The sequence below is a fragment of the Pseudomonas sp. Ant30-3 genome, from assembly GCF_000690905.1.
Classification (GTDB): Bacteria; Pseudomonadota; Gammaproteobacteria; order Pseudomonadales; family Pseudomonadaceae; genus Aquipseudomonas.
This window is the reverse complement of sequence record NZ_JMCL01000083.1, coordinates 19637-42078: the sequence shown is the minus strand read 5'-3', so window position 1 is coordinate 42078 and position 22442 is coordinate 19637. Positions and strand designations below refer to the sequence as shown.

The 22442-nt window shown below is 55.5% G+C and carries 20 protein-coding genes and 5 pseudogenes; 13 read left to right on the top strand and 12 right to left on the bottom strand.

All coding sequences use genetic code 11. From position 1 onward, the window contains the following. Positions 1–23: 23 nt before the first annotated feature. From DU29_RS0120310 to DU29_RS0120300, 3 genes are all read left to right on the top strand, one after another. Entirely contained in the window at positions 24–968 is a 945-nt protein-coding gene (locus DU29_RS0120310) for a chromate resistance protein ChrB domain-containing protein (RefSeq protein ID WP_028623336.1), read from the top strand. Continuing rightward, entirely contained in the window at positions 961–2319 is a 1359-nt protein-coding gene (chrA, locus tag DU29_RS0120305; protein WP_028623335.1) for a chromate efflux transporter, read from the top strand. Before DU29_RS0120310 ends, chrA begins: the two co-directional genes overlap by 8 nt. 83 nt (positions 2320–2402) lie before the next feature. Then, positions 2403–2855 (top strand): chromate resistance protein ChrB domain-containing protein, encoded by a 453-nt coding sequence (locus tag DU29_RS0120300; protein WP_028623334.1) that lies wholly within the window; start codon positions 2403–2405, stop codon positions 2853–2855. 48 nt (positions 2856–2903) lie between these two features. Here DU29_RS0120300 and DU29_RS1000000132505 read toward each other — a convergent pair whose 3' ends face one another. After that, positions 2904–2996: a YHYH domain-containing protein gene (locus tag DU29_RS1000000132505; RefSeq protein WP_236645633.1), complete on the bottom strand. Its 93-nt coding sequence runs from the start codon at positions 2994–2996 to the stop codon at positions 2904–2906. A 326-nt stretch (positions 2997–3322) separates the two neighbouring features. Between DU29_RS1000000132505 and DU29_RS0120290 the strand changes: the two genes are divergently transcribed. Together DU29_RS0120290 and znuA are read left to right on the top strand one after the other, a co-directional pair. Continuing rightward, entirely contained in the window at positions 3323–4633 is a 1311-nt protein-coding gene (locus DU29_RS0120290; protein ID WP_028623333.1) for an MFS transporter, read from the top strand. A 257-nt stretch (positions 4634–4890) separates the two neighbouring features. Next, the gene (znuA, locus tag DU29_RS0120285) at positions 4891–5865 is read left to right on the top strand and encodes a zinc ABC transporter substrate-binding protein ZnuA (RefSeq protein WP_050483151.1); all 975 of its coding nucleotides are present in this window, start codon (positions 4891–4893) and stop codon (positions 5863–5865) included. Positions 5866–6108: 243 nt separating this feature from the next. Here znuA and DU29_RS0120280 read toward each other — a convergent pair whose 3' ends face one another. The 5 genes from DU29_RS0120280 to DU29_RS0120260 are packed head-to-tail and all read right to left on the bottom strand — an operon-like array spanning position 6109 to position 9980. After that, entirely contained in the window at positions 6109–7311 is a 1203-nt protein-coding gene (locus DU29_RS0120280; RefSeq protein WP_028623331.1) for an N-acetylmuramoyl-L-alanine amidase, read from the bottom strand. A 38-nt stretch (positions 7312–7349) separates the two neighbouring features. Then, complete coding sequence (locus DU29_RS0120275; RefSeq protein WP_028623330.1) at positions 7350–8090, bottom strand: TraX family protein; 741 nt, start codon at positions 8088–8090, stop codon at positions 7350–7352. Beyond that, on the bottom strand, positions 8087–8524 hold the full coding sequence (locus DU29_RS0120270) for a YqaA family protein (protein WP_028623329.1): 438 nt from the start codon (positions 8522–8524) through the stop codon (positions 8087–8089). Before DU29_RS0120270 ends, DU29_RS0120275 begins: the two co-directional genes overlap by 4 nt. Before the next feature lie 12 nt (positions 8525–8536). Beyond that, positions 8537–9673: a nickel/cobalt efflux protein RcnA gene (locus tag DU29_RS0120265; protein WP_028623328.1), complete on the bottom strand. Its 1137-nt coding sequence runs from the start codon at positions 9671–9673 to the stop codon at positions 8537–8539. 7 nt (positions 9674–9680) lie between these two features. Further along, positions 9681–9980: a metal-sensing transcriptional repressor gene (locus tag DU29_RS0120260; RefSeq protein ID WP_028623327.1), complete on the bottom strand. Its 300-nt coding sequence runs from the start codon at positions 9978–9980 to the stop codon at positions 9681–9683. 106 nt (positions 9981–10086) lie between these two features. On the opposite strand from DU29_RS0120260, the gene DU29_RS1000000131690 reads away from it, so the two are divergent. The 6 genes and pseudogenes from DU29_RS1000000131690 to DU29_RS1000000132500 form a co-directional block, all read left to right on the top strand. After that, positions 10087–10449, top strand: a complete 363-nt coding sequence (locus DU29_RS1000000131690) for a hypothetical protein (protein WP_081832520.1) — start codon at positions 10087–10089, stop codon at positions 10447–10449. A gap of 48 nt (positions 10450–10497) precedes the next feature. Next, complete coding sequence (locus DU29_RS0120255) at positions 10498–11235, top strand: HupE/UreJ family protein (RefSeq protein WP_028623326.1); 738 nt, start codon at positions 10498–10500, stop codon at positions 11233–11235. 12 nt (positions 11236–11247) lie between these two features. Further along, positions 11248–11904 (top strand): hypothetical protein, encoded by a 657-nt coding sequence (locus tag DU29_RS0120250; protein ID WP_028623325.1) that lies wholly within the window; start codon positions 11248–11250, stop codon positions 11902–11904. 91 nt (positions 11905–11995) lie between these two features. Next, positions 11996–12124 (top strand): hypothetical protein, encoded by a 129-nt coding sequence (locus DU29_RS1000000133545; protein WP_268871198.1) that lies wholly within the window; start codon positions 11996–11998, stop codon positions 12122–12124. Positions 12125–12313: 189 nt separating this feature from the next. After that, the gene (locus DU29_RS1000000131685; protein ID WP_152635570.1) at positions 12314–13702 is read left to right on the top strand and encodes a sensor histidine kinase; all 1389 of its coding nucleotides are present in this window, start codon (positions 12314–12316) and stop codon (positions 13700–13702) included. A 17-nt stretch (positions 13703–13719) separates the two neighbouring features. Then, positions 13720–14742 (top strand): annotated as a pseudogene (locus tag DU29_RS1000000132500) (NAD(P)(+) transhydrogenase (Re/Si-specific) subunit beta); the annotation flags it as partial. 90 nt (positions 14743–14832) lie between these two features. Here the strand turns inward: DU29_RS1000000132500 and pgaB are convergent. The 3 genes and pseudogenes from pgaB to DU29_RS0120210 form a co-directional block, all read right to left on the bottom strand. Beyond that, positions 14833–16833: a poly-beta-1,6-N-acetyl-D-glucosamine N-deacetylase PgaB gene (gene pgaB / locus DU29_RS0120220; RefSeq protein WP_028623321.1), complete on the bottom strand. Its 2001-nt coding sequence runs from the start codon at positions 16831–16833 to the stop codon at positions 14833–14835. Between the two features lie 12 nt (positions 16834–16845). Beyond that, positions 16846–17317, bottom strand: a pseudogene (locus DU29_RS0120215) (poly-beta-1,6 N-acetyl-D-glucosamine export porin PgaA); the annotation flags it as partial. 184 nt (positions 17318–17501) lie between these two features. Further along, a complete protein-coding gene (locus DU29_RS0120210; RefSeq protein WP_028623319.1) occupies positions 17502–17783 on the bottom strand; it encodes a hypothetical protein in 282 nt (93 codons plus the stop codon). Positions 17784–17794: 11 nt separating this feature from the next. Here DU29_RS0120210 and DU29_RS1000000133375 point away from each other — a divergent pair. Next, positions 17795–17929: pseudogene (locus DU29_RS1000000133375) on the top strand (transmembrane anchor protein); the annotation flags it as partial. Positions 17930–18195: 266 nt separating this feature from the next. Here the strand turns inward: DU29_RS1000000133375 and DU29_RS1000000133370 are convergent. The 3 genes and pseudogenes from DU29_RS1000000133370 to DU29_RS0120190 all read right to left on the bottom strand — a co-directional run. Next, a pseudogene (locus DU29_RS1000000133370) lies at positions 18196–18303 on the bottom strand (KUP/HAK/KT family potassium transporter); the annotation flags it as partial. 343 nt (positions 18304–18646) lie between these two features. Continuing rightward, positions 18647–20308: a group II intron reverse transcriptase/maturase gene (ltrA, locus tag DU29_RS0120200; RefSeq protein ID WP_028623318.1), complete on the bottom strand. Its 1662-nt coding sequence runs from the start codon at positions 20306–20308 to the stop codon at positions 18647–18649. Between the two features lie 629 nt (positions 20309–20937). Continuing rightward, positions 20938–21443 (bottom strand): annotated as a pseudogene (locus DU29_RS0120190) (transposase); the annotation flags it as partial. A gap of 189 nt (positions 21444–21632) precedes the next feature. Between DU29_RS0120190 and DU29_RS0120180 the strand changes: the two are divergent. Next, the gene (locus DU29_RS0120180; protein ID WP_028623315.1) at positions 21633–21965 is read left to right on the top strand and encodes a DUF2790 domain-containing protein; all 333 of its coding nucleotides are present in this window, start codon (positions 21633–21635) and stop codon (positions 21963–21965) included. The last annotated feature ends 477 nt before the right edge of the window (positions 21966–22442 follow it).

The following is a 22442-nucleotide window of genomic DNA, read 5'->3' as shown; positions in this document are numbered from 1 at the left end:
ACATAATAAATTACTTACTCTACATGAAAAATTGGCTGACTCTAATTCTTGGCTTACCCACCGCCAATGCCACTGAACGCATGCGAGCCTGGCGTGCTCTGAAAGCATCAGGTGCGGCGGTCTTGCGCGATGGTGCCTATCTGTTGCCGGATAGCGATGCCTGCCGTTCAACTCTGGGGGCTGTCGAGCGGGACATCTTGGCCATCAACGGTACCGCTTACATCCTGCCCGTCGTCGATCCCAACGGTGAGCGCTTTGTCGAGCTATTCGACCGTAGTGATGACTACACCAAACTACGCGCAGAGATCGAAGAATGCCGTGGGCAGCTCAGTTCTGAAAACGCATTGGCCACCACCAAACAAGTTCGCAAGCTGCGTAAAAGCTACGAACAGCTCAGCGGTATCGACTACTTCCCAGGTAAGCCGAAGCAGCAGATTGACTCCTTTTTGCAGGAGCTTGAGACGGCTATCAGCAGGGCGTTGTCTACGGATGAGCCCCATAGCTGTGACCAGGCTATAACGATACTCGACCGTGACAATTATCAAGGTCGTGCTTGGGCAACCCGCAAACGTCCCTGGGTCGACCGATTGGCTAGTGCCTGGCTGATTCGGCGCTTCATTGATCCACAGGCTCGAATCCTCTGGCTGAATAGCCCACAGGACTGTCCCGCCGATGCATTAGGTTTCGACTTCGATGACGCAACTTTCAGTCATGTCGGCAACCGCGTGACCTTTGAGACTCTACAAGCCAGTTTTGAGCTTCAAGAAGCGGGTCTGGGCCGTATTGCTGCCTTGGTGCATTACCTCGATATCGGCGGCATTCAGCCGGTGGAGGCTGCCGGCATCGAGCGGGTACTGGCAGGACTGCGCGAAACCATTACCCATGATGACCACCTGCTGGCTGCTGCAAGCGCCATCTTCGATGGCCTGCTAGCAGAGTTTGTAAAAGAGGAACAACCCAATGAGTAAGGTTTCGCCATCAGCCGTTGAACAGGATCTGCCCAGACCTGAGGCGATCAGTTTGCGTGAGGCGTTCTGGTTCTGGTTGAAGCTCGGCTTCATCAGTTTCGGCGGGCCTGCAGGACAGATCTCGATCCTGCACCAGGAGCTGGTAGAGCGGCGGCGCTGGATCTCCGAACGACGCTTTCTGCACGCCCTCAACTACTGCATGTTGCTGCCTGGGCCAGAGGCTCAGCAGCTGGCGACCTATATCGGTTGGCTGATGCATCGAACCTGGGGTGGAGTGATCGCCGGGGTGCTGTTTGTGCTGCCCTCGTTATTCATCCTGATCGCTCTTTCCTGGCTGTATATCGCCTTTGGCGAAGTCCCTGTGGTGGCGGGGCTTTTCTATGGCATCAAGCCCGCCGTGACGGCCATTGTGGTACAGGCAGCTCATCGGATCGGCTCACGGGCATTGAAGAATAATTGGCTGTGGGCCATTGCGGCAGCGTCGTTCACCGCAATCTTCGCGTTCAATGTGCCGTTCCCGCTGATCGTGCTGGGCGCCGCGTTGATCGGCTATGTCGGAGGTCGCCTGGCTCCAGAGAAGTTCAGGACCGGGGGCCATAGCGCCGCCAAAAAAACCTTCGGCTCGGCCTTGATCGATGACGACACCCCGTCCCCCGAGCATGCCCGGTTCAGCTGGTTGAAACTGGCGCTGCTGGCACTCGTCGGCGCCGTGCTGTGGGCGTTACCGATGGGAATTCTGACCGCACTCTTTGGCTGGGAAGGCACCTTGACCCAGATGGGCTGGTTCTTTACCAAGGCAGCATTGCTGACCTTTGGCGGAGCCTACGCCGTGCTCCCATATGTCTACCAGGGCGCGGTCGGTCACTATGGCTGGCTGACTCCAACCCAGATGATCGACGGGCTGGCTCTGGGGGAAACCACACCAGGGCCGCTGATCATGGTGGTGGCTTTCGTCGGTTTTGTCGGGGCCTATGTCTCGCAAGTGTTCGGGGCCGATCAGGTGTTTCTGGCCGGCGCCGTCGCCGCTAGCCTGGTGACCTGGTTCACCTTCCTGCCTTCGTTCCTGTTCATCCTCGCCGGTGGCCCGCTGGTGGAGTCGACCCACAACGAACTCAAGTTCACCGCGCCGCTCACCGGGATTACTGCCGCCGTGGTTGGGGTGATTCTCAATCTGGCGTGTTTCTTCGGCTACCACGTGCTTTGGCCCAAGGGGTTCAGCGGCAACCTGGACTGGCCCTCCGCACTGATCGCGATTGCTGCGGCAGTTGCTTTATTCCGCTTCAAGCGCGGCGTGATTCAGGTGCTGATGGCCTGCGCGCTCGTTGGCTTGGGAGTGCATCTGCTGCGCTAGAGAGCACGAGTTGATTAACAATTTTTGGCGGGCACTGGGCTCGCCAGATCACCCAGCCTACTGAGTTAGGCAGGAGGTGTTCCATGAGGTGGATTACCCGTGAACGACCCAAGATCGACCGGATTGCCTGTCCTTGGCTGATCACCCGCTTTATCGATCCACAGGCCGATTTTTTATACGTGCCCAGCGGTGATGTGCTGCGGATAGCAGCGGAGAAAGACGCAGCGCCCTACGACATTCCCGGCGTTGAGCTTACCCATGAGGGAGAGTTGTGCAGCTTCGACGCATTTCTGAAAAAGTATCGGCTCAGTGAGCCTGCCTTGCAGTACCTGGCCAAGATCGTGCGCGGAGCAGATACCTCCCGCTTGGATCTGACGCCGCAATCAGCTGGGCTGTACGCAATCTCGCTGGGGCTATCGCAGCGCTTTGCAGACGACCATGAGATGCTAGCGCACGGCCTGATCATGTATGACGCGCTCTACGCCTGGTGCAAGGAATGCCAAGGCGAATCGCATAACTGGCCTCCGCAGATGTGAAGAGGCCCGCTCGCACTGAAGCCCAGCCTAGCGCTGGGCTTTTGCTTTTTAGTGGCAGTGGTAGTCGTTCGTTTTGTGGTTACGATGGCAACCCTTTGAATCAGTACCACCGCTGTGGGCGAAAGCAGCCACGGACGTCATCGAAAGAACAGCGATGATCAGAAGGGCAAATAGTTTCATCAGGCTAACTCCATGCTCATATTGTTATTCAGAGTGAGATCTCTCACACACAGCCTGGCATGGCCAATTGCCTTTGCTGGGCAAGCGACTTACTCACTCTCCTTCAGGCATTCGATAAAAGGCTCAGCACCTATTCCTTGAGCTGCCAGTGCCTATGGTTTAGGATTGAGCCATATCCCCCTAGGGGGGATGGCTGTTCATCCATAACGACGAAGCCCATCGCTCTCTTTATTTCAAGAAAAGCTCGGCAACCAACTGGCCACGCGCTTCGCCATTTGAGATCTATCATGCTGACAATCCTAGCCAACCGAACCTACCGCCACCTCTTTCTGGCCCAGGTGATTGCTCTCGTAGGAACAGGGCTCGCCACTGTCGCGCTAGGTCTACTGGCGTTCGATCTCGCAGGTGCCCAGGCGGGCGCCGTCCTTGGTACAGCATTGGCGATCAAAATGACGGCCTACATCGGCGTTGCGCCGATTGCAGCGGCTTTTGCAGAGCGCCTGCCTCGACGGGTGATGTTGGTCTCGTTGGATTTGGTACGGGCCTTGGTCGCGCTTGCCCTGCCATTCGTGACGGAAGTCTGGCAAATCTACGTGCTGATTTTCGTCCTGCAATCGGCCTCAGCTGCGTTCACCCCGACCTTCCAGGCCACGATCCCAGACATACTGCCGGATGAGGACGATTACACTCGCGCCTTGTCGTTATCACGTCTGGCCTACGATCTTGAAAGTGTCGCCAGCCCGATGCTCGCCGCTGCGTTGCTGACCGTGATCAGCTTCCATAACCTGTTCGCCGGCACGGTCATCGGTTTTCTTGCTTCGGCAGCTCTGGTCTCTACGGTGCTGCTGCCTAAGGCGAAGCCGACGCCACGACGTAGCATTTACGAGCGAACCACCCGAGGCATGCGCATATTCCTCGCCACGCCCCGCCTGCGGGGGCTGCTGGCTCTCAATCTGACGGTAGCGGCTGCCAGTGCAATGGTCATCGTCAACACAGTGGTGTTGGTGCAATCGCGCTTCGCTCTGCCTCAGAGTTCTACCGCATTGGCGCTGGCCGCCTTTGGCGGTGGCTCCATGATCGCCGCCTTGGTCTTGCCTCGCGTGTTGAAAGACATCAAAGACCGAACGGCGATGCTATTCGGCGGGGGAATACTGGTCGCCGGCCTAGCCATTGGCATCAACCTGACGACCTACAACTTCCTGCTGCCTCTGTGGATGCTGCTCGGCGTGGGCTATTCCTTGGCGCAGACCCCGAGTGGTCGACTGCTGCGTCGCTCGGCACATGCCGAAGATCGCCCGGCGTTGTTTGCCGCCCAATTTGCGCTATCCCATGCCTGCTGGTTGATTACATACCCACTGGCGGGATGGTTGGGTGCCAACATCGGCCTAACGGCGTCGTTTGTTGGGCTCGTCGTCGTGGCAGGTGGCGCACTGGTGGTCAGTATTGTGATCTGGCGTCCGGCTCATGACCAAGAGTCGATTAAGCACAGCCATGAGAACCTTCCGGATGACCACACTCACATGGAGGGACACAGTGGCACTGATCACGAACATCCGTATGTCATTGATGATCAACATCGTCGCTGGCCGCGTAGGTAAACGCGTCAGCACCTGCTTGAAGACTGCTCCAGGCAAATTGCATTACTGGCCGCCAAAATCTGAAGAGGCCAGCTCGTCCTGAAGGTCAGCCTGGAGCAGGCCGGCTCCTCGAAGCACTGCCGTGGGGGTACTGCGCGCTGCAAAGCAACGGCGGACATGCACTCCATCGCTCAATCCAGAATTCACGGATCGACGTCAACATACAGGTCTAACAGGATGTTATCATATAACCATCAAAGTCAGTGAGTGATGCCGTCTTGCCCCGCCTTTCTTACCTTTTGCCCACCGTGGTCTTGACTTGGTTGGTAGCCGCGCCAGCCTTGGCCGAAACCCGTGTTCTAACCAGTATCAAACCCCTGCAACTTATTGCAGCGGCCGTGCAGGACGGTGTCGGGACGCCTGATGTGTTACTAGCATCAGGTGCTTCGCCTCACCATTACTCGTTACGCCCTTCGGACTTACGTCGGGTAAAAGAAGCAGACCTGGTTTACTGGATCGGGCCAGACTTGGAGAGCTTCTTGCCTACCGTGCTTGATGGCCGAAAGGGCAAAAGCGTAGCTGTGCAAGATATGCAAGGTCTGCACCTAAGACATTTTGGCGAGGAGCATCGACATGACGACGAGCCTCTTGAGGAGCAATCTGAGGGGCATGATGAAAAAGAGCATGCAACGGAATTGCAGGTCGATAATCATGACCAACTTCATCGCCCCGGTGCACTTGATGCCCACCTCTGGCTGAGACCTGAGAATGCACGGTTGATCGCCGAACGCATGGCTTCGGATCTGGCTCTTGTCGATCCAGGCAATGCCGCTCGCTACCAAGCAAATCTGGATGCCTTCGAGCAACGCTTAAAAACCCTCGATATCAAACTAAAAGCGCGCCTCAAGCCGCTGGCAAGCAAACCGTTCTTCGTCTTCCACCAGGCTTTCGACTACTTTGAGGAGGCCTACGGATTGCAGCATACTGGAGTTTTCGCAATCAGCGCCGAGGTCCCGCCTGGTGCACGCCACGTCGCAGAGATGCGAGAACGCCTCAAGGCTGCTGGACCTACCTGTGTATTTAGCGAACCCCCCATGCGTCCACGTCTGGCGCAAACCTTGAGTGAGGGCCTGCCAGTGCATTTTGCCGAACTGGATGCGCTGGGCTTTGGTCTCAAACCCGCCTCCAACAGCTACGAGCAACTGCTGACGAATCTCAGCGACGGCCTGGCAGGGTGTCTTGATCAACTTTGATATGGAGTTGTGCATACGATTGAGCCGGGCCGGATGACGATCGGCACAATATTTCGGGTCATAGGTCAGTGCCTGTTCAGTGTAGATACGCATCTATGGCTTTGATGGGATTTGCCCGATGCTTACGACACTGTTTGGATGCTGCGGCTAGTAGCTAGGTCGCTGAAAAGTTACTCGTCAGCCCCGATGAAATCCACCGACCAACTCAGCATGAATGATGAAAACCCTAGTGCCCACATAAGACTAGGATCTTTCCTGGTCCTTCTGCCAAGCTAGATAAGTGTTCACTGGCGGACGTCGGTAGAAGTGCTGCCGCAGCCCATCGAACAAAGAGTTGGCCAACGCTTGCTGATGGCGTGCGCTGACTAACCGCTGGCAGTCCTGTGTGTTAGAGATGAATCCAGTTTCAACCAGGATTGACGGCACGTCTGGCGACTTAAGAACGGCAAAGCCCGCCTGCTCCACACGCTTCTGGTGCAGAGTGGTGATGCTCGCCAAACTTCTCAGTACGGAGTGGCCCAGTTCCAGACTCGTTGCGACTGTAGCGCTCATCGACATGTCGAGAATCACTCCTGCTAGCATGGGGTCCTTATCTTTGAGCGCAAGGCTTTTGGTCGTACCGAGTAACTCGGCGCCGTTCTCCTTCTGCGCGAGCCAGCGCGCAGTAGTAGAGGTGGCTCCACCTTCCGATAGCGCATAGATCGACGCACCGGATGCGGTACGTCGAGGCGCGGCGTCCGCATGGATAGAAATGAATATGTCGGCATTGTGTTGGCGGGCAATCTCCACCCGCTTGCGTAACGGTACGTAAACATCGCTGTTGCGCACGAGTCGCACGGTAAACCCCTTTTCCCGCTCGATCCGTTTGGCCAACTGCCGAGCAATTGACAGCACCACATCTTTTTCCCGCTCGCCCTTGGCCCCGACTGCTCCAGGGTCTTTACCGCCATGCCCTGGGTCTACAACAACGATGATGTCGCGTTTTGGATGAGCTGAATCACTAAGTTCAGCCTGCCGAACAGCGGGCACCGCGAGCTGAATTGGGGGAGATGCCGCGCTGGAAATATCCAGTACTAAGCGATGCCCCTGCGCCTGTTCGGGTGCCAGCATGAAGGTATTCAATTGCACGGGGCCAGCCAGGTCCAAGACAATTCGCGTACCTGTGCCTTGAGGACCAGAACGTATAGCGCGGATTGGCGTGTTACCCAGTTGCAGTTTGCTCAAATCAAAGGCCAAGCCGGTTCCCAACAGATCGAGAATCAACCGATCCGGTGCCGTCAGGGAGAAGGTCTTGTACTGCGTTGGACCACTTAGGTCTAGCACCAGCCGCAGCTTGTCGTCTGTGTTCCACAGCCGAGCATTTCGGACTTGTGCGGCTCGTAAGTCCAAAGGTAAGGCAAAGGCCAAGCCGGCCAGAAATAGATTGAGTAATGAACGTCTGTGCATCTCGTTTTCCGTTTTGAGGAGAGTCCTTTCTCTGCCATTCAGACCAAGAGCCGTAGACCTTGCAGAGCGGCAAGGTGGCCCGGATAGAACCAGTAGCCCCATTGCCGCACCGGCCAGACCTTGAGGGTAAAAGTCTGGCGCAAAAGCCAGAGTCCGATCAGCGGAGCGGCAAAAGCAGTGCTCAAGGCCAGCAATGAATAGATTTCCAAGTCCATTGCCCTAGTCACTATGCTGCTGCGAGTGTTGCTCAACAGGCATAGAACTGCTGGCAGCAACCAAAAAATACCGGGCCTCTTGATCGCTAATAACACGGCCGCTGGGACGAGTGCGCCGTAAAAGCCATACATCAATGGATCGTCCAGCACATAGGCAAGTGCTGCGGTAATCAACGCCATAGACCCGCTCAGCAGGGTGCGATGCTGCCACCCCCAAGCAATCACCAGCCCCAACGCCAGGGTAACCAGCACATTGAATGATCCCGAGGTGCTGATGTAGCGATAAGGCACTTCTGAAATGGCGGCGAACAACAGCGTCAAAGCGAGGTAGCGACCGTTCGCGGCCGTCAGCCACTCGCCCGGTTTCGAGCGCGCCACGTTGGCCGCAATGGCGACACAAAAAAGTGGAAATGAAAGCCGCCCCGGAACGAACAAGTTGCTCATTTCCGGCCACACCAACCGCAAGTGATCGATGACCATGGTCAGCATCGCCAGCCATTTGATCAGATCCAGGCTGCTGCTTCGGCTCTTGAGCGGGGATTGCTGGCTATAAGTAGTCGTCATGTCCACCCCAGTGTGATTACGGTCAGCACGAGATAACGAGCCCCCTTGGCCAGCGTAACGATCAGCAGAAAACTCCAGAGTGGCTCGCGCATGACACCGGCGACGACGGTCAATGGATCACCGATGATGCGCGCCCAACTCAGCAGCAATGACCAGCGCCCGTAGCGTAGATAGGACTGCTGGGCTTTTTCGAGCTTGCTCTCGCTCACCGGGAACCACCGCTTATGGCGAAGCTTTTCGATGGAGCGACCCAGCACCCAGTTCAGTGCAGAGCCGAGAACGTTGCCGAGGGTGGCGACCGCCAGTAGCGTTGAAACGATGTACTGATCGGAGAGCAGCATCCCGACCAACACCGCTTCAGACTGCATTGGCAACAGCGTGGCGGCACCGAATGCCGCCAGGAACAGGCCAAAGTAGCTGGAAAGTTCAAACACTCAAGCATCGCCTTATGCGTTCAAGCCGATCCAACCATGGATGCCCACGTAGACACCAACAGCGATGATCAGCACGCTGGACAGGTAAGGTGCGCGGCGGACAACAGCGCCCAGCCAAGGCCAGCGGTTGGAAGCTTGCCTAGCACCGATGGCCGCCGCGGCACCGACGGTAACCAAGGTGATCGCCAAGCCAATGCTGAAGCACAGGACGAGCATGCCACCCAATGCGACTTCTTTAACCTGAAGGCAGAGCAGCAGCACGGTAATGGCGGCAGGGCAAGGAATCAGGCCGCCGGTCAAACCGAACACGATGATCTGACCCGTAGTGACGTCTCTGCTGGTGAAGCGCTTACGAATGTCGTTGGCATGCGCACGCTCATGCGCATCCTGATAACCCTCAATCGACAGTTCCAAACCTTCCAGCTCGGAATGCGCGTGCCCGTGATCATGCTCCTGGTAATCCAGATCGTAATCATGAGAGTGGCCCGCATGCCCAAGACTCAAGCGAGCACTGAACTCATGCGGCTCCGGGATATCGGCTGCCGACTCCAGGAAGCCTTCGCGTTCGACGAAAGAGAACGATTGAGTGCTGCCGTCTGGACGAGTAGTCGCCAGACGAACATCTGAAGCAGTCCAGGCGTGACCGGTCAATGTCTTCAGCCGCCAATGCGGTGGCATACCGTCTTCAAAGATCGACAGTTCGACACGCCCATGGCCGGTATCGATTCGGTGGGTTTCATCATGATGACCATGGTCATGTTCGCCATGATGGTGATTATCACCTTGCTCGAACTTGAACATCTGCTCACCGCGCCAGGTACGCCACAACATCCACAGCGCAATCACGATGATCAGTGCGGAGGATACGAGCTGGAAGTACGGCTCAGTGGTTTGCGCGTCCAGACCTTGACCCAGGTACATGCCGCCGATAGCGACCAACCACACCACCAAGGTGTGAGAAATTGTTGCTGCCAAGCCCAACAGAACAGCCTGTTTCACCGAGCCACGAATCGCCACGATGAAGGCTGCCATCATGGTTTTTGAATGGCCAGGTTCCAGCCCATGCAACGCACCGAGCAAAATGGCGCTTGGAAAGTACAACCAGGCTTGAGACCCACCCTGTTGCAAGAGTTCAGCAAAATTGGGCATGTCAGACCTAGAGGTACTTGGTGATTTGTTTAAACGCTTCCAGAGGTGCGCGCTCGCCATTGTTCAAGGCCGAGACGGTGTCCTCCAGGCAGTGATCGATGTGATCCTGAATGAGCGTGCGCTTGGCTTGGCACACGGCTTTTTCGACCGCATGCAGCTGTTGGGCGATGTCCACGCACTGCCGACCCTCTTCGATCATGGTGATGATGCCGCGTAAATGGCCGTCCGCACGCTTGAGACGCTTGATGATCGCCTCGTGACTTTCATGAGTATGCGGGTGGTTGTGTTCGTGTTTGTGCCCATTCATGACTTGAGCCTCAGGTCTCAATGAATTAAGCTGGGCATCGTATCCCCCTAGGGGGGTTAGGTCAAACGCATAGTTTTGGCAAAAAAAGAGCCAAAAGACGGTCACGATGTTCAGCAGATCCCTGACAACGACGGTGGTATTCGCGCTTGCTCTCGCCTTTTTGACGGCCTGGGCCGGGCATACCTATACGTTGTCAGTGGTCACCAAACAGCCCGCGTGGGAGGGTACGCAAGCCGCCGATCACTCCCACGGCGAGGAAGAGGCGTCACGTTCCTGCGCAAGCTGTTCAGATCACTATCATTCGCCGCTGACTCCTGACCATCAGCACGAAACGCCGCAACTCACCACCCTGTTGAGTTTGGCCGCACAACCCAAACTTTCAATCCGGGTTGATGCCCCGCAACATGCGGTTCCTCGTCCTCCGATATTCTTGATCAAGCGTCCACCCCGTCCTTCGTTCACCTCCTGACCATGGCCGCGCTGCGGCCTTTGATCCCTGCAACGTAGGATTTGATCTATGCATTCGCACTCTCTGAGCGGCGTTGGCGTATTCACTGCGCCCTCGCATCGCCCGCTACTGCTGCTGTTTATACTTATCGCCTCACTCTTTCTCGGCATGCCCGAGGCGCTGGCTCACGCCGTGGCGGAAGGTGATAAAGGCTTCATCCAGGAAAGCTCTGGCGTCATGTTGCTGCCCTTCATCTACATGGGCGCCAAGCACATGATGACGGGCTACGACCACCTGCTGTTCCTCTTCGGAGTGATCTTCTTCCTCTACCGTCTGAAGGATGTAGGACTCTACGTCACGTTGTTCGCTGTGGGGCATTCGGTCACGCTGCTACTCGGCGTTCTCACGGAAGTCAGCATCAGCTCCTACATTATCGATGCCATCATTGGTTTTTCGGTGGTGTACAAGGCGCTCGACAACTTGGGCGCGTTCCAGCGCTGGTTTGGTTTTCAACCCAATACCAAGGTGGCCACGCTGATCTTTGGCCTGCTTCATGGATTCGGTCTGGCCACCAAGATCCAGGAATACGAGATCTCATCTGATGGTCTGATTCCCAACCTGATCGCCTTCAACGTCGGCGTCGAGATCGGCCAATTGCTGGCCCTCAGCGCGATTCTCATTCTGATGGGGTACTGGCGGCGCACCGGCAGTTTCTGGCGCCACGCCTATACCGCCAATGTCGCCATGATGAGTGCCGGTTTCCTGTTGATGGGTTACCAGATCACCGGCCTGTTTATCTCTGCGTAAGGAATTCTGACCATGTTCAATACTCCGCTTCCAACTGTTAATGAATTGCCTAGCACTCGCAAACTGGTGCGTTCGACTGTCATTGCCCTGCTGACTGCGGTCGGCTTGCTGGTGACTGTGGTTATGCCTTCGGAATACGCCGTTGATCCTACGGGTGTGGGCCGCGCATTAGGCCTGACCCAAATGGGCGAACTGAAGATCATCCTCGCCCAGGAAGCTTTGGCAGATACTGCGCCACCTCAACCAGCAGCTCCAACTCCAGCTCCAGCTCCAGCTCCGCCGCAGGTTGCACAAGTCCAACCTATTGCGAAACCTGTTGCTCAACCAGTGGCAACACCTGCCCCTGCTTTGAAGACAAACCAAATGACCGTCACGCTCAAGCCAGGTGAAGGGACAGAGATCAAACTGGAAGTGCTGAAGAACAAGACCGTCAGCTATGAATGGACAGCGGCGGGTGGGCCTGTGAACTACGACACGCATGGCGAGCCGTACAACGGTGAAAAGGGTTACTTCCACAGCTACAACAAGGGCAAGCAGGTCAAAAGTGATAAAGGTGAATTCACCGCTATTTTTGACGGCACCCACGGCTGGTTTTGGCGCAATCGCAGTAATAACGACGTGACCATCGCACTGAAAACGACCGGCGATTATTTGAGCGTCAAACAGTAGTCCGAAATCACGATGGCTGTACTCCTGCCGAAGACACAGGGTTCAGCCTGACCCTGCCCCCTTTATTTCATCCATTTTGAAGAGCCATTCCATGAAAGCCCCAACGACTCTGCTTCGCTCGATGCTCCTGATCTGCTTCCTCGGCCTGATGACGGCATGCGGTGGTGGTGAGAAAGGCGCTACCTCCGAGAGCGCTGATCACGGCCATTCACACGAGTAAACACTCTGGAAAAACAAGGCTGCGATTGCGGCCTTGCTTTTTTAGTTCTAAAGCTGCATGCGCACTCAACCATTTGACGCCGACCGTAGATGGTTAAAAATCACCATGAATGATGGCTAAGTGCGATTGATCATATGGGCGCGTCGCCGGAATGCGCTATAAACCGTTATCACAAGACAGGGATTCGTGATGAATTTTGCATTCGGTTTAGGTAGATTTTTCTCAGGAAAGGATGTGACGGCGAACACCGTGCAGTTCGATCTGCTGCGCTGGTTCTCGCTCGTGAGCATTCTCATCATCACCGTCGTTGCACTTGGCTTAGGGTTTGTTGCTACGCGATTTGTCGTCAATGAAAGTATTCAGCGCGATGCCGTACTGACGGCTCAGTTCATCCAGGCGCTGGCATCGACGGAAGTGGCCCGCCACAACCTACCTGACGTTCAAATGGGAGAGCTGCTCGATCCGCGTGAGGATGCGAGCTTCTCCTTCGATGAACAGACCGACCGTCAAAATGCGCGTAAAGAGTTTCTCGAACACATTAACCACATTGCCCGCCAGCCCGACTCGTTGTTGATCAGTATTTACGCGCCAGACGATGTGGTCATCTGGTCGAGCAACCCCGCGCTGGTCGGTCAGACGTTTTCGGACGATGACGAGCTCGAAGAGTCGTTCGCAACCAAGGAAAGAGTCTTCGCCACTTACCACGAGCTTCAGGGTGACCGCGAGGAACAACAGTTCCTTCGTGCGCCAAAGGGCCTGTTCATCGAGAACTACATCCCGATGCTGAACTCGGCGGGCAGAGTCGTTGCGCTCATAGAGATTTACAAGGAACCCTCGGATTTGATCGCCAGGACTCAGCGTGGCTACATTCTGATGTGGCTCGCAACATCCTTTGGCGGCGCGTTGATCTACTTGACGCTTTACTTAATTGTTCGCCGTGCCGCGAGCCTGCTAGTTTCACAGCATAAACAGATCATCGAAAACGAAACCTTCGTAGCACTGGGCGAAATGTCTGCCGCCGTAGCTCATAGCCTGCGCAACCCGCTGGCCACGATCCGTACCAGCGCCGAATTGGCGCAGGCCATGGCCCCCCCTCCGGTACAAAAGAGCATCACCGATATCATTGGCCAGGTTGATCGGATGTCGAAGTGGGTAAGGGACTTGTTGCTGGCATCGAGCCCTTCGATCGGCTCAATCGAAGAAGTGGATCCGCTAGACGCGATACTCGGAACTCTGCATGCGTTTGAGCCACAAATCCGTCAATCAAACGTTATTGTCGAATTCGCGGCGATGGCTGTCCCATCAGTGGTCAGTCAGCGCGTGCTGCTCTCACAAGTGCTCAATAGCCTTTTTTCCAACGCACTGGAGGCGATGCCAAACGGGGGGCGGCTTTATATTGGTCTGGAGTCAGACGTGCGCTCCGGTAAGCTGCACATCACGCTCCATGACACCGGCAACGGTATAACGCTAAAACAGAAACAACAGCTGTTTCAACCTTTCTCAACGAACAAACAAGGTGGGCTCGGTGTAGGAATCTGGCTGTTCAGCGCACCGCTGACAAGAAAACCCCCATCCTGAGCAACACCGCTGACATCGGTTACGTCATCGTCGGCCTGCTGGTCGGCGGTATGGCCGGCTCGATCATGGCCAAGCGCGTTGAAATGACCAAGATGCCGGAACTGGTCGCCTTCATGCACAGCATGATCGGTATGGCCGCCGTGTTCATCGCCATTGCTGCTGTCGTCGAGCCGCAATCGCTGGGCATCGTCAAGCAACTGGGTGATGCGATTCCTGCCGGTAACCGTCTGGAGCTATTCCTCGGCGCGGCCATCGGTGCAATTACCTTCTCGGTTCGGTGATCGCCTTCGGCAAGCTCTCGGGCAAGTACAAGTTCCGCCTGTTCCAGGGCGCTCCGGTACAGTTCACTGGCCAGCACAAGCTCAACCTGCTGCTGGGCCTGGCGACGCTGGGGCTCGGGCTCACCTTTGTGCTGACCGGCAATCTCGGCGCTTTCGCCCTGATGCTGGCCCTGGCCTTCGTGCTCGGTGTGCTGATCATCATCCCGAACGGCGGCGCGGACATGCCGGTGGTGGTGTCGATGCTAAACAGGCTACTCCGGTTGGGCAGCAGCGGGGATTGGCTTCTCGCTGAACAACTCGATGCTGATCATTGCCCGCTCCCTCGTGGGCTCGTCCGGTGCGATCCTGTCGTACATCATGTGTAAGGCGATGAACCACTCGTTCTTCAACGTACTGCTCGGCGGTTTCGGCAATACTGCCGATGCAGGTCCGGCGGGCGCTAAGGAAGCCCACCGGTGAAATCCGGTTCGGCCGACGACGCGACCTTCCTGCTGACTAACGCCGATACCGTGATCATCGTTCCGGGCTACGGCCTGCCGGTCGCCCGGGCGCAGCACGCGCTGAAAGAGCTGACCGAAAAGCTGACCCATCGCGGCGTGACCGTGAAGTACGCGATCCACCCGGTTGCCGGCCGTATGCCAGGCCATATGAACGTGTTGCTGGCCAAGCCCGAAGTGCCTTACGACCAGGTGTTCGAGATGGACGACATCAACTCCGACTTCGGCCAAGGCCGACGTGGTGCTGGTGTTGGGTGTCCATCAGGAACTGGCCAGTGAGTAGAAAGAGCAGCCCGAGGGGAATCCCCAGGACGATCGCCAGACGAGTAGAGCCAGAAGTCTATCCAGCATGTTATGGATTCCACTTGTTGGAGAGCGCGGGCCTTACGGCTTTCAGCTCCGGCAGATTGTCGAGGAAGTTGTCGGGGTAGTAACCAAAACTGGTCACGCCCTGACGCTGGAGCACTCTCATCCACTGGGCCAGTGTTTCGCCGTCGATGTCGGCATCTTCCTGTTTCGTCCAGTCCCGTGCCTGCAATTCGAACACGGTGCGATCAAGCGCACCGGGACGAGCCTTGACCGTGGCGACCAGTTTCTCGAGCCAGGCATGGGACTGTTTATAAGACTGTTTTTCCATCAACGGCATGGCCATCGGCGCCGTCCAGTCGTAAGTGACGAGGAAGTCATCAAGGTTCTGCGCGTACCAGGCCTCACTGTCGGGATTGAGTATCGGCTCGGCGAAAATGTTGCGCGCCGTATTCACTTGCGGGCCACGAATGGCGCGGACCTTGGCCGTCAACTCCTTGGTGAAATCGATCAGGTAGCGGCTTTTGAAACGCGTCCAGCGCTGCATCACGGCAGGATCGGCGCGCAGCGCGGCAATCGAGCCGGGCAGACCATTGGCGGCATAGACTTTGAGAGCATCGGGGCCTGCATCTTCGAAGTCCGACATGATTGCGTCATCGTGAAACAGGACGCCGCTGACCGACGACATGCGCGCCAGGTCTTCGTAGATTTCACCAATGATGCGCCGTACGTTCGGATCGTAGGGCGACAAGCGTATGTACTGGCCCGGATCGACCGATGCCTTGCCGGTTTCCGGGTCCCAGCGCGTCACTCGCGGCAGCTTCGAATCCAGGGCAAAGCTCAGCACTGGCATCCAGGCGTAGACTTTGACATGGGCCCGAGTGCGCAACTGCCAGGCCACGCGGTCAAAAATGTCGGCACTCATCGGCAGGTGACGGTTAGGGAAGTACAGCGAACGCACCAGGCCATCACCCTTGGGATCGGCGAAGGCTTGCAGGAACACGGTATTGGCGCCCAAGTCGTATATACGCTGGATCAGCTTACCCAGGTTTCTTTCCTGCTGGGCCGGGTCCGGGTCGTAGACGTTATCCAGGTCGACGTGCACGACGCGCATCGCATTTTTCTCCTGCACCGAGACGACGCTGTTGGCGAAGCGCGGGCCGTTCGGGTCGGCGGAAACAAGGTAACGCGGGCTGCTCATCAGGTTATCGAGGGTGTCGAGCCCGTCTTCGAGGGTCAAGGCCATTTGATAGCCCTGATCATTGACGATTTGCAGCGTGCTGCCATCCGTCGCGCCATATGGCCAGACCCAGACCCGCGGCTTTTTACCCGTGACCTTGTAGATTTTGTCCGAAATCGCCACCACGTCGGCACGCTGACGGGCCTGGAACTCGGTTTCGGTTTCATAGCGTTTGGCGACGGGGTCGTAACGCCGGGTTGTGGCGGCGGGCTGCAGGTTGCCCTGGGGGTTAGCCAGGATACCTTTGTGGTGGGCATCGGTGTGCGCAGCGATTTCCACCAGTCCGGACTGGGAAATCTCCCGTACCTGATCCCAGGTCAGGATGTCCGAGCGCTTGCGCGGCGTCGCGGCAGCGAAATCCACCGGTTGATTCGGCGGTGTGTCGAGCCAGGTTCCGACCGGTGCCAGCACGGCAGGCCATTTATAGGCACGCAGCACCGGCATCACCCGGGTATAGAAGCTTGCATAACCGTCGTCGAAACTGAGCATGACCGCTTTGGGCGGCAGATCGGGGCCACCTTTGCGTGCTGCCAGGACCTGGTCGATGGAGACCGGCTGGTAGCCGTTCTCCCGTAACCAGGCCAATTGCTCGATCAAGCGTAAGGTGCGCACGGCCACCATCGCCTGGTCGGGGTCTTTGTCATCGACATCGTGATAGACGATGCCGAGTACATTGTTTTTCGGCCACGGAGTTTCGCTTTCCACCACCGGACGTTCGGAGGGCGGCACGAAGGGCGGGGCTTGCTGGGCACAAGCGCTGATCAACAGCGCTCCCAGCAGGAGGAAGAAACGCGATATCAAGGCCATTTTCAAACTCCTCTAGAAGCGGAAAGTAAGATCGACCATCAGGCGCAGATCGGTTTCCCGCTCTCCGTCAGATGGCCGGTTGATCGCGGTTAACATGCCGCCGACCTCCAACACATCGTTCCAGCTGAAACGCTGGCCGTAGCCCAACAGACCCATGGCGCCGGTGGAATGACGTTGCTGGGTGTAACTACCCGCGTCGACCTGGAACTGCTGACTCCATCGGGTTTCATAGCGCTGGTAGAGCATGTGATTGACGCTGACCATCGGCAGGACGCTGAGATCGGATTTGGGGTTAAACGGCACGTCGTCAGACAGGGAGTTGTGGCTGGCGCCGACTTCCAATCCCAGATCGATTTGCACGATTGTTGCCATCGCTGAAGTGGGACGGGCTGAGCGCGAATTTCCACTCGCGACTTTCATTGGCCCGCCAGCGAATGAAGCCGCTGCCGCCATTGGCCGTAATGTCGCTGTTCAGGGCCCGAACGCCCTCTTTGCCCTTTCGTAACGGAAAGCTGGTCCAGGTGACCCAGCCAAACTTTATTGAGGGCAGTCTTGCATGCGCGCTCGCTGGGTAATTGGGAACACAATAATTGTTCAGATTCGTGAAACTGCAGGCGTCGTCCATCGTCCCGTCTTAAATGCCAGACAGCAAAACGCCCGACGTCTGCTTAGAGCAAACGCTGGCTGTAGCCGCCGTCGTAACCCTCTGCCACCAACTGGCGAACCAGGTCGAAAGCGGCGGCGTCATCCTTTAGGATGCGCGTTTCGTCAATGCTCCTAAGCTCGAAAGGGAGATAGTTAAAGTCGAAGGGGCCAACGGGCTTTCGTTTCTTAGAAGGGCTTCCAACATCGAAAATGCCCCATTCCAGCTTTGATGCCGCGTCTGCATCGGCCTTCGTCCAGTCGTTGAGGACGGCGGCCCATTTGGCGGAATTGGTCTTGCGTTTCATGGTGGATAGCGCAGGAAAAAGGTGAGAAAGGTGAATTCACCGCCCTTTTTGACGGCACCCACGGTCGGTTCTGGCGCAATCGCAGCAACAGCGACGTGACCATCTCACTAAAAACGACTGGCGATTACTTGAGCGTCAAACAGTAGTCCGAAGCAGCGATGGCTGTCCTACTGCCGAAAACGCAGTGATCAGCCTGACCACAGACCATTTATTTCATACATTTTTTGAAGAACCTTCCCATGAAAACCCCAACAACTCTGATTCGTTCGATGCTCCTGATCTGCTTCCTAGGCCTGATGACGGCATGCGGCGGCGGAGAGAAAGGCGCAACCTCCGAGAGCGCTGAGCACGGACACTCACACGAGTAACACCCTGAACAATAACAAGGCCGCATTTGCGGCCTTGTTTGTTTCTACATCTCAACCTGCGTGCCCAGCTCTATCACGCGGTTCAGCGGCAGCTTGAAGTACTTCAGGTTGCTGTTGGCGTTCTTCAGCAAAAAGGCGGACAGGCTAAGACGTTTTCACACAGCCCGGGTCGTTCTCTGCCGCTCATTGCCCCGAGACTTGTTGGTCAAATCCCATGCAAATAGCTGGTCAGGACCATGCAATTACTCACCGCGAACGTCCAGCTGAAGTACACCTCAATTGGGCGTCAGGCGGATCACTCGCGCAGCGTCAGAGTAGGGCCGTTTTGTGCATTTTCTGACGCTTGGCGTCAACCTCTATAGCCCCAACCTGACAAGCCGAATGCTTAGTCGGGTAACGGCAGCACATTACTGTGCCACCGTCCCCTAAGAACCGGACTTGAGAGTTTCCCCTCATCCGGCTCAAGCCTCTGCAAAGGCATCTTTCAAAGCCCGGTTACACAGCCTCATATTCGGCGTACTTTTGATTTCTCCGGCAACTGAGATGGTACATCTGGAGATTGCTTGCAGCGTCTGACCCACCATCAGTCCGTTTCACCATGTGGCGAATGTCCCAAGGGGTTCGCTTTGTGATGGGTTTCTGGCAGGTAGGACACATGCCATCTTGCCTTAGCCAGACACGGTACATCTTCCCGCGCCCCCTCGCCGAGCTCAGAATTTTTTTGCCCCACCGGGACTCGAAATACTGTTCCCATTGAGGGTCGTATGGGTTCGCAGCGGCTTTAATCTTGATGTGCCGCTGTATTGGTGTGTCTGATTCTTTCAGCAGGATGCAATCTCTTTTCGATCCATCCTCTTTTTCTTCTGTAGCGGCAAAAATCCAGTTTCGGGCGCCTTGAGTACGGAAGTATTTCTCCCTTACCCATTTGACTCCTTTATTTGGATGCCTTCTTGTCGCCCATTGCCATAGCATTGACCAAATATTGTGATCGATTCGAGCAAAGGTTTTCTTGGAGACTACGTGGCGGTGATAATTCGCCCATCCTCGTAAAATAGGATTCAGCAGCCTTATCAAATTGACCTGTTTAGCCGTTTTATTGCCTTTGATAACCTCCCGGATTTTGTCAAGATGTGCTTTGACGTTCGCTTTCGACGGCTTCATCAGCAGCTTGCCGTTGTACTTCCGAATGTTCCAACCGAGAAAGTCAAACCCATCCTTGATATGCGTTACTTTGGTCTTTTCTGGCGATAGAACCAACCCGCGTTCCGCCAGAAATTCAACCACGACCGGCTTAACCTCTTGCTCCAGCCACTCTTTCGAATTGCCAGTAATAATGAAGTCGTCCGCGTAACGTATCATGTACATTCTCAAGCCTGCCTGCTTCTCTTGCGGGAATTGCTTCGCAAGTTTCGCTGCCAGACCATCCAAAGTCATGTTTGCCAGAACCGGACTGACGATACCCCCTTGCGGGGTGCCGGATTCCGTAGGGAAGAGTTCGTGTCGATACACAAATCCCGCTTTGAGCCACTTCCTTAGCATCGTTTTGTCCGTGGGGACGTTGGCGATCATCCAGTCATGGCTGATATTGTCGAAACAGCCTTGAATATCGGCCTCCAGCACCCATTGCGCCTGTGTTTTCTTTGCCAGGCAGATGAAGCATTGCTCGCCTGCATCGGCGGTTGAGCGCTCCGGCCTGAACCCATAGGAGTTCAGATCAGCGGTGGTTTCGGCAATTGGTTCCAGCGCCAGCAGATACAGCGCTTGCATGGCGCGGCATTTCATTGTCGGAATACCGAGCGGCCTTGTCTTACCGTTTTTCTTCGGAATTAACACTCTCCGAAGTGGAAGTGGCGAATAACCTCGCCGCTTCAACGACGCTATCGCGTTGGTCTTTGCCACCGGCGTTTTCCATATGACATTGTCCACGCCGGGAGTGTCCTTGCCTTTATTTCCGGTCACCCGTTTGACAGCCAACGCTTTGCCACTAAACGAGTGAGTCAGCAGCCATTGCAGGGCTTTCACCTTGTTATGTCTGCTTTCCTGTGTTGCCTTCACAAAACGTGCTTGCAGCCTTCTTACCTGACGCTGGACATCGGCCCAATTGATGCCGTCCCACGTCACGCCAGAAGGTGCACGCGCCAGTGTTTCTGCACTCATTTGCTCTCCTTCCGTTTAGATGGTTCTGGAAACTCTCTTGTGAAGAGAGACCATGAGGAAGTCTGCCCACTTTCGCGTGAGATGTTATTTCATCCCTATCCACCCGATTACAGGGAGGCATTTGCTTTTTCCTCAATCCTCTACCCACACCTCCATCAGCGTTCCTTGCAGTTCGCTTGCCCGATGTTCTGGGCAGAAATATGGGTTTACCGTGTTCCACACCAGTTACATGAATAACGTAGACCCTGCCTTTCCCCCGGTGATGTTCTTGTCCCTGTGCCCGCAGTACGTAATCGAGCAACCCACCACTCACCTTTTGGTCCAAGCCTGTCAGCATCTTTGGCTTGTTAAAAATAACGAGGTTTATCAGCAGTTCACTTATGTTGGTCCTATTATCCAGCCAAGCATCCTCGCCACCTGATGCTGGTAGCGGTTGGAATCACCTCGCGGCTTTTCCTTCTCTTTCGAAGGACTTCATTGTCCCGGTGGCTTCAGAGCAAGCCGTTACCAGCTTCGCCTGCACCGGTAGGCTACCGTTGAGGGAACAACGAGTCTCACTACCTCTATCGAGGTGAGACAATAACTGGTGCGACTTCACGTCGCACGCGTACGATTTTTTCCGTTTTCCCTCTTCTCCCCTTCTTCATCTGATGCATTTCCGGATCGCGCTTGCCGTCCTTGTTCTTGGTCGAACTCGGGCATGAATGATCCTCGCGACCACGGTGCCTTGGCGCCGCATCAAGCCACGATCGTCCAGATAACCGTTGATGACCTGCAAAATCCCGCCCGCCAGTTCGTGTTTTTCTTGCAGGCGGCGGAAGTTCAGGATCGTGGTCTCATCGGGAATTCGATCCAGATGTAGTCCGGAAAACTGGCGCAGGATCGTGGTCTCGTACAGTGCCTCTTTCATCGCCGGATAGCTGGAGCCGAACCAGTTCGGCATCAGATGAACCCGCAGCATCGCCATCAACGGATACGCCGGATGACCGACTTCGCCCTTCGAATAATGCGGTTCGATCAAGGCAATCAAGCCCTTCTAGGGCACGACCTGATGCATTTCAATCAGGAAGCGCTCGCGGCGGGTCTGCTTACGTTTGCCGGCGTACTCGGCATCAGCGAAGGACATCTGTTTCATGGGGAAAAACCGTCGTGTTCGTGTCTGGCGGGTATTTCACCAGAGATGGAAGTCTTTTTCAGAGTTTCCTAAAGTATGCCATTAACGGAGCCAAGACCTTGCCTGACAGATATGTAATGTTAGCGGCAGCTTTCTGACAGGTATCATTAGCTACTATCTAGTCACCAGTGAATTAGAGCTCGTAGAATCATGAAAACATTGAATGCAGTCATCGCTATTTCGATATTGGCAGTTTCATCCTTTGCCATGGCTGAAGGCGGAGGAGATCGTGTTTATGGTCGGATGATGCAAGAAAATCAACAGGCGATGGAGCAATATGCTCTCAAAAATAGTAAAGCCATACCTGAGATTGTTCATTATGAATATGGTATGAACCTGGATGTTCAGAAGGTAGTTAGTGTCACGCAAGCCAACAAATCCTGTGATGTTGCGCCTTCGCGCATGACCTATGAGGACTCTGCTGGCAAACTCAACACTTTGGAGTACAGAGTTATGGGTACCAAATGCCAGCACGGAGGCTAGTCCAAAGGAGCCATGTCTCATATTATTTGGCTTAATTGTTTAAGTGCGCTTACTGTTAGCTGACATAAAAGTAATTTTCAGGTCACACTTGAGTTATCTTTTGTATGGAATTATGTCTGCCGGCACGTAGAGGAAATTCTCACGCGCCGGAGGCTTTTTATAATCTATTTTTTAACTCATCCGATGTTAGTGCAAAAAAATACAGCCGGATCGTTGGATAACGTATTTGTAATTTTTCAGTCACCTTGCTGATAAGTTGAAAACTCTATATTTATGCCGAGAATATTAGCGTTAAAGAGGGTTTGCGGGCAGGCGCTGGGCTTAAGTGCACTTTCTGTTCCATTACTCCCCAAACCCCATACAGACGGAGTTGTAACCAATCCGTGCACTAGGCCATGACCCCCGGATGACTATGCGAGCCTTCCATCAATCCCTGCACCTCTGGATCAGACGTCCCATCGGGCGGCTAGCCAGTAT

What these genes read in the sequence shown, in the direction of transcription:
- DU29_RS0120310 (WP_028623336.1), top strand. Translation starts at nt 24, where the DNA reads ATGAAAAATTGGCTGACTCTAATTCTTGGCTTACCCACCGCCAATGCC.
- chrA (WP_028623335.1), top strand. Translation starts at nt 961, where the DNA reads ATGAGTAAGGTTTCGCCATCAGCCGTTGAACAGGATCTGCCCAGACCT.
- DU29_RS0120300 (WP_028623334.1), top strand. Translation starts at nt 2,403, where the DNA reads ATGAGGTGGATTACCCGTGAACGACCCAAGATCGACCGGATTGCCTGT.
- DU29_RS1000000132505 (WP_236645633.1), bottom strand. Translation starts at nt 2,996, where the DNA reads ATGACGTCCGTGGCTGCTTTCGCCCACAGCGGTGGTACTGATTCAAAG.
- DU29_RS0120290 (WP_028623333.1), top strand. Translation starts at nt 3,323, where the DNA reads ATGCTGACAATCCTAGCCAACCGAACCTACCGCCACCTCTTTCTGGCC.
- DU29_RS0120280 (WP_028623331.1), bottom strand. Translation starts at nt 7,311, where the DNA reads ATGCACAGACGTTCATTACTCAATCTATTTCTGGCCGGCTTGGCCTTT.
- DU29_RS0120275 (WP_028623330.1), bottom strand. Translation starts at nt 8,090, where the DNA reads ATGACGACTACTTATAGCCAGCAATCCCCGCTCAAGAGCCGAAGCAGC.
- DU29_RS0120265 (WP_028623328.1), bottom strand. Translation starts at nt 9,673, where the DNA reads ATGCCCAATTTTGCTGAACTCTTGCAACAGGGTGGGTCTCAAGCCTGG.
- DU29_RS0120260 (WP_028623327.1), bottom strand. Translation starts at nt 9,980, where the DNA reads ATGAATGGGCACAAACACGAACACAACCACCCGCATACTCATGAAAGT.
- DU29_RS1000000131690 (WP_081832520.1), top strand. Translation starts at nt 10,087, where the DNA reads ATGTTCAGCAGATCCCTGACAACGACGGTGGTATTCGCGCTTGCTCTC.
- DU29_RS0120255 (WP_028623326.1), top strand. Translation starts at nt 10,498, where the DNA reads ATGCATTCGCACTCTCTGAGCGGCGTTGGCGTATTCACTGCGCCCTCG.
- DU29_RS0120250 (WP_028623325.1), top strand. Translation starts at nt 11,248, where the DNA reads ATGTTCAATACTCCGCTTCCAACTGTTAATGAATTGCCTAGCACTCGC.
- DU29_RS1000000133545 (WP_268871198.1), top strand. Translation starts at nt 11,996, where the DNA reads ATGAAAGCCCCAACGACTCTGCTTCGCTCGATGCTCCTGATCTGCTTC.
- DU29_RS1000000131685 (WP_152635570.1), top strand. Translation starts at nt 12,314, where the DNA reads ATGAATTTTGCATTCGGTTTAGGTAGATTTTTCTCAGGAAAGGATGTG.
- pgaB (WP_028623321.1), bottom strand. Translation starts at nt 16,833, where the DNA reads ATGGCCTTGATATCGCGTTTCTTCCTCCTGCTGGGAGCGCTGTTGATC.
- DU29_RS0120210 (WP_028623319.1), bottom strand. Translation starts at nt 17,783, where the DNA reads ATGAAACGCAAGACCAATTCCGCCAAATGGGCCGCCGTCCTCAACGAC.
- ltrA (WP_028623318.1), bottom strand. Translation starts at nt 20,308, where the DNA reads ATGAGTGCAGAAACACTGGCGCGTGCACCTTCTGGCGTGACGTGGGAC.
- DU29_RS0120180 (WP_028623315.1), top strand. Translation starts at nt 21,633, where the DNA reads ATGAAAACATTGAATGCAGTCATCGCTATTTCGATATTGGCAGTTTCA.